The organism is Novosphingobium sp. B-7 (genome assembly GCF_000410615.1).
Taxonomy (GTDB): domain Bacteria; phylum Pseudomonadota; class Alphaproteobacteria; order Sphingomonadales; family Sphingomonadaceae; genus Novosphingobium; species Novosphingobium capsulatum.
Map to the genome: position 1 here is coordinate 2,928 of NZ_KE148362.1, position 5,209 is coordinate 8,136.

The 5,209-nt window shown below is 67.9% G+C and carries 5 protein-coding genes; 4 read left to right on the forward strand and 1 reads right to left on the reverse strand.

All coding sequences use genetic code 11. The annotated features are described in order from the left end of the window. A partial coding sequence (locus H926_RS0114130) for a LysR family transcriptional regulator (protein ID WP_022676893.1) occupies positions 1 to 674 on the reverse strand: 674 nt, incomplete at its 3' end. Between the two features lie 110 nt (positions 675 to 784). On the opposite strand from H926_RS0114130, the gene gabT reads away from it, so the two are divergent. The 4 genes from gabT to H926_RS32530 all read left to right on the forward strand — a co-directional run. Continuing rightward, entirely contained in the window at positions 785 to 2,071 is a 1,287-nt protein-coding gene (gene gabT / locus H926_RS0114135) for a 4-aminobutyrate--2-oxoglutarate transaminase (RefSeq protein WP_022676894.1), read from the forward strand. After that, positions 2,068 to 3,549, forward strand: a complete 1,482-nt coding sequence (locus tag H926_RS0114140) for an NAD-dependent succinate-semialdehyde dehydrogenase (protein ID WP_022676895.1) — start codon at positions 2,068 to 2,070, stop codon at positions 3,547 to 3,549. The genes gabT and H926_RS0114140 overlap by 4 nt, the downstream gene beginning before the upstream one ends. Before the next feature lie 135 nt (positions 3,550 to 3,684). Beyond that, complete coding sequence (gene ald, locus H926_RS0114145; protein WP_022676896.1) at positions 3,685 to 4,800, forward strand: alanine dehydrogenase; 1,116 nt, start codon at positions 3,685 to 3,687, stop codon at positions 4,798 to 4,800. A gap of 23 nt (positions 4,801 to 4,823) precedes the next feature. Further along, the coding region (locus tag H926_RS32530) for an XdhC family protein (protein WP_305809476.1) at positions 4,824 to 5,209 on the forward strand (386 nt) is incomplete at its 3' end.

The window sequence follows — 5,209 nt, forward strand, 5'->3', positions numbered from 1 at the left end:
GCGGCCAGTGGCGGCTGGGCTTCTTCCAGGCCTTGCGCGGCAAACCAGGCGCGCCATTCGGCGTCGGAATCCTCGTGCAGCAGGGGCAGGGCCAGGAGAGCGCGCGGGGTGGCGACGCGGGCGCCGGCCAGCCAGGGCGCATCGGCCCGCGCCACCGGAAACAGGCGTGGCCGCACGATCGCCTGGCGTGTGAGGTTGCGTGGGGTGGCCAGCGCCGGGGCCGTATCGAGATACCAGCGGATATCGCCCTGCGCCTCGCGCCGGACAAGGTCGGGCGGGCTGTCACTGGGGCGCAGATCTAGGGCCATGCCGGGGTAGCGGCGGCCAAAGCCGGGCAGGTTGGGGGTGAGCCAGAGATAGGCCAGGCCCGCCACCGACCACACATCGAGCCGCCCACCCGCCGCGCCGCCGCGCATCTGGCTGGTGGCGGTGCACAGCTGGTCGAACGCCGGGCCAATCAGCGCGTGATAGCTTTCCCCCGCCGGGGTCAGCCCGCCGCCGTGGCGATCGACCAGCATGACCCCCAGCCAGTCTTCCAACGCGCGCAGATGGCGGCTGACGATGGCATGGCTGACGCCCAGCGCAGCGGCGGTGCGGCGCACCCCACCATGGCGGCCAAACGCCTCGAACGCACGCAGCGCGGCAAAGGGCGGCAGGTGTGGACGATCTGGCATGGCAATGGTAACCTCTGGTCACCATCCGGGTAGCATTAGTGGGCTTTTGCGCGCAAGCCGATGGTGCGACAAGCATGGGCATCTGTTTCTCTTGCCCGGAGTGTGCCGCCATGGCCGATAACGCGTCTCTTCTTGCCCGCCGTGAACAGGCCGTGCCGCGCGGCGTGGCATCGTCCACCGCGGTGTTTGCCGATCGCGCGGACAATGCTGAATTGTGGGACGTGGAAGGGCGCCGCTTCGTCGATTTTGCCGGTGGCATTGCCGTGCTCAATACCGGGCACCGGCACCCCAAGGTCATGGCCGCAGTGCAGGCGCAACTGGAACGCTTTACCCACACCGCGTTCCAGGTCTGCCCTTATGAAAGCTATGTCGCGCTGGCGGAAAAATTGAACGCTGCCGCCCCATTTTCTGGCCCGGCCAAGACCCTGTTGCTCACCACCGGGGCAGAGGCCACGGAAAACGCGGTAAAAGTGGCGCGCGCGGCAACGGGGCGGTCGGCGGTGATCGCCTTTACCGGCGGTTTTCATGGCCGCACGCTGCTCGCCAGTGCGATGACCGGCAAGACCACGCCCTACAAGCGCCGCTTTGGCCCGATGCCGGGCGAGGTGTTCCATGCGCCGTTCCCCGCCGGCCTCAATGGCAACACGGTGGAGCGCACGCTGGAGGCGATCCAGTACCTGTTTGCCGCCGATGTGGAGCCCGAGCGCGTGGCGGCCTTCATCGTCGAGCCAGTGCAGGGCGAAGGTGGCTTTCACGTGGCGCCGCCCGCGTTCCTGGAGGCGCTGCGCGCCCTTGCTGACCAGCACGGCATCCTGCTGATCGCCGATGAAGTACAGGCCGGGTTCGCCCGCACCGGCAAGATGTTCGGCATCGAAAATTCCGGGGTGGAACCCGATCTGGTCTGCGTGGCCAAGTCGCTCGCCGGCGGTTTTCCGCTCGCCGGGCTGATCGGCCGGGCTCCGCTCATGGATGCGCTCGATCCTGGCGGTCTGGGCGGCACCTATGGCGGATCGCCGATCGGCTGCGCCGCTGCGCTGGCCGTGCTGGAAGTGATCGAGGAAGACGGCCTCTGCGCCCGCGCCGCCGCGATTGGCCAGCGCATGCGCACGCGGGTGGAAGGCTTTGCCGCCGCCGGCCTGCCGGTGGCCAATATTCGCGGGCTCGGCGCGATGTTCGGCTTTGACGTGACCAATGCCGCCGGGGAAACCGATGGCGCCCTGGCCAAGGCGGTGACCGTTGCTGCGCTGGAACGCGGGCTGATCCTGCTGTCGTGCGGCACCAAGGGCGAAACCATTCGCGTGCTTGTACCGTTGACCGCTTCGGACGAACTGATCGACGAAGGGCTCGATCTGGTGGAACAGGCCCTGGCGACAGTGGCCGGCAAGGTGATGGCATGAGTGATATTGTGGAAGTGACCCGCCCCGCGCTCAAGCGCCCCGGCCTGTGGCGCGAACAGGCGTTCGTGGCGGGGCAATGGCGCGGCGCGGCGGCGACCATCGCGGTGGACAATCCCGCCACCGGCGCGGTGATCGGCCACGTGCCCGATCTGGGCGCGGCCGAAACGCGCGAGGCGGTGGACGCTGCGCAGGCCGCGTTCGGGCCGTGGAAGGCCAAGACCGCCAAGGAGCGTGGCGCCGTGCTCAAGCGCTGGGCCGCGCTGATGCTGGAGCATGCCGACGATCTGGCCACGATCATGACCGCCGAACAGGGCAAGCCCCTGGCCGAGGCCAAGGGCGAAGTGGGCTATGCCGCATCGTTCCTGGAATGGTTTGGCGAAGAGGCGCGGCGCGTGCGTGGCGAGGTGATCGCCCCGCACCAGGCCGATCGACGCCTGGTTGTCACCCGCCAGCCGGTGGGCGTGGTCGGCGCGGTCACGCCGTGGAATTTTCCGCTGGCGATGATCACGCGTAAGGCCGGCCCGGCGCTGGCCGTGGGCTGCCCGATCGTGATCAAGCCTTCGGAACTCACGCCGTTTTCGGCCCTGGCGCTGGCGGCGCTGGCGCAGGAAGCGGGGCTGCCCGATGGTCTGCTCAGCGTGATCACCGGGCACGCCAAGCCAATCGGCGAAGTGCTGACCGGCGATTCGCGCGTGGCCAAGTTCACGTTCACCGGATCGACCGCCGTGGGCAAGCTGCTGGCCGCGCAGTGCGCCGGCACGGTCAAGCGGGTGAGCCTGGAACTGGGCGGCAATGCGCCGTTCATCGTGTTCGAGGATGCCGATCTCGATGCGGCGGTCGAAGGGGCGCTGGCTTCCAAGTTCCGCAATACCGGGCAAACCTGCGTGTGCGCCAATCGCCTGCTGGTGCATGATGCCGTGCACGATGCCTTTGCGCAGAAGCTTGCCGCCCGCGTGGCGGCCTATCGTGTCGGGCCGGGCCTTGACGGACCGACCGACCAGGGACCGCTGATCGATGATCGCGCCGTGGCCAAGATCACCGCGCATGTCGCCGATGCAGTGGCCAAGGGCGGAAAGATCCTGACCGGTGGCAAGCCGGCCGAGGCGATCGGCGCGCGCTTTTTCGAGCCGACGGTGATTGCTGACGTGCCGGCCGATGCCCTGCTCAACCGCGAGGAAACCTTTGGCCCGCTGGCCGGCCTGATCCGCTTCTCGAGCGAGCAGGACGCCGTGGCCTTGGCCAACGACACGCGCGCGGGCCTGGCGGCCTATGCCTATACCAACGACGCGGCGCGGCAATGGCGCCTGACCGAAGCGCTGGAATACGGCATGGTGGGCATCAACACCGGGCTGATCTCTACCGAGGTGGCGCCATTCGGCGGGGTCAAGGAATCGGGCCAGGGCCGCGAAGGTTCGCACCTGGGCGTGGATGACTATCTCGATGTGAAGCTGGCCTGCATCGCGGTGCCAGTGCTATAATTTGCGCGGATCGCCGGATGACCGGGAAGAAATCTCGGCGTCCGGCGAATTCGCGCTAAAAATAGGGAAAAATCGTCCTGCGTTTTCCCATATCATCCCACTGGGATCGTAATCGATCGCTTTGGGAGATCACGTATGTTTGTCGGCACCGTCAAGGAAATCAAGAACCACGAATATCGCGTCGGGCTGACCCCCGAAAGCGCGCATGAACTGGTGGCGCATGGGCACACCGTGCTGGTGGAAACCGGCGCCGGGGCCGGCATTGGCGCTGCCGACGAAGCCTATGTGGCGGCCGGCGCGCAGATCGTGGGCACCGCGGCTGAAGTCTTTGCCCGCGCCGACATGGTGGTGAAGGTCAAGGAACCGCAGGCGGTGGAACGCGCCATGCTGCGCGAAGGCCAGATCCTTTATACCTACCTGCACCTGGCGCCCGATCCCGAACAGACCGCAGACCTGGTGAAGTCGGGCGCGGTGTGCATCGCCTATGAAACCGTGACTGATGCAACCGGTGGCCTGCCGCTGCTCAAGCCGATGAGCCAGGTGGCCGGGCGCATGGCGATCCAGGCCGGCGCCACCGCCCTGGAAAAGGCCCATGGCGGGCGCGGCGTGCTGCTGGGCGGCGTGCCCGGCGTGCTGCCGGCCAAGGTGGCGGTGATCGGTGGCGGCGTGGTCGGCTTCAATGCCGCGCAGATGGCGGCAGGCCTGGGTGCCGATGTCACGATCATCGATCGCAGCCCCGAAGTGCTGGAACGCCTGGCCACCCATTTCGAAAGCCGTGCCAAGACGCTCTATGCCGGCAAGGCCAACATCGCCGCCGCCGTGGCCGAGGCTGATCTGGTGATCGGCGCGGTGCTGGTGCCCGGCGCCGCTGCGCCCAAGCTGGTCACGCGCGAGATGCTGTCCACGATGAAGCCCGGCGCCGTGCTGGTGGACGTGGCGATCGACCAAGGCGGCTGCTTCGAAACCAGCCATGCCACGACCCATGCCGAGCCGACCTATGTGGTCGATGGCGTGGTGCACTATTGCGTGGCCAACATGCCGGGCGGCGTGGCGCGCACCAGCACTTATGCGCTCAACAACGTGACCCTGCCCCATGCCCTGGCCATTGCCAACCTGGGCTGGAAGGCCGCGCTGGCGCGCAACGTGCACCTCGCCAATGGCCTGAACGTGGCGTTTGGCAAGGTGACCTATGAAGCGGTGGCCAACGACCTGGGCTATGCCTATACCCCGGCGGCCGACCTGATCGGCTGACGCCAAGCCCACCTGGAGATGCGATGATCCACACCGACCATGCCGCGCTGCGGGCCGCCCATGCTGGGGGCACCGGGCTGTGCACGGTGGTGGGGATCGATGGCAGCTTTTCGCGCCGGGTGGGCGCGCAAATGGCCACCCAAGGAGTCGGGCAAGGAGCCGGCGCGGATGCATCCGTGGCCGGCTCTTTGGCCGATGTCTGCCTGGAACGGCAACTGGCCGGAGACTTGGCGCAGATGGCGCCGGGCGCGGTGCCGGCGCTGCAGCGCTATGGCCGGGGTTCGCCGATCATCGATTTTCGCCTGCCCTGTGGTGGCGGGCTGGATATCCTGCTCGATCCCGCGCCCGATCGCGCTGCGCTGGCGCAGGTGGTGCAAGCACTAGACGCGCGCCAGCCGGCCAGCCTGCC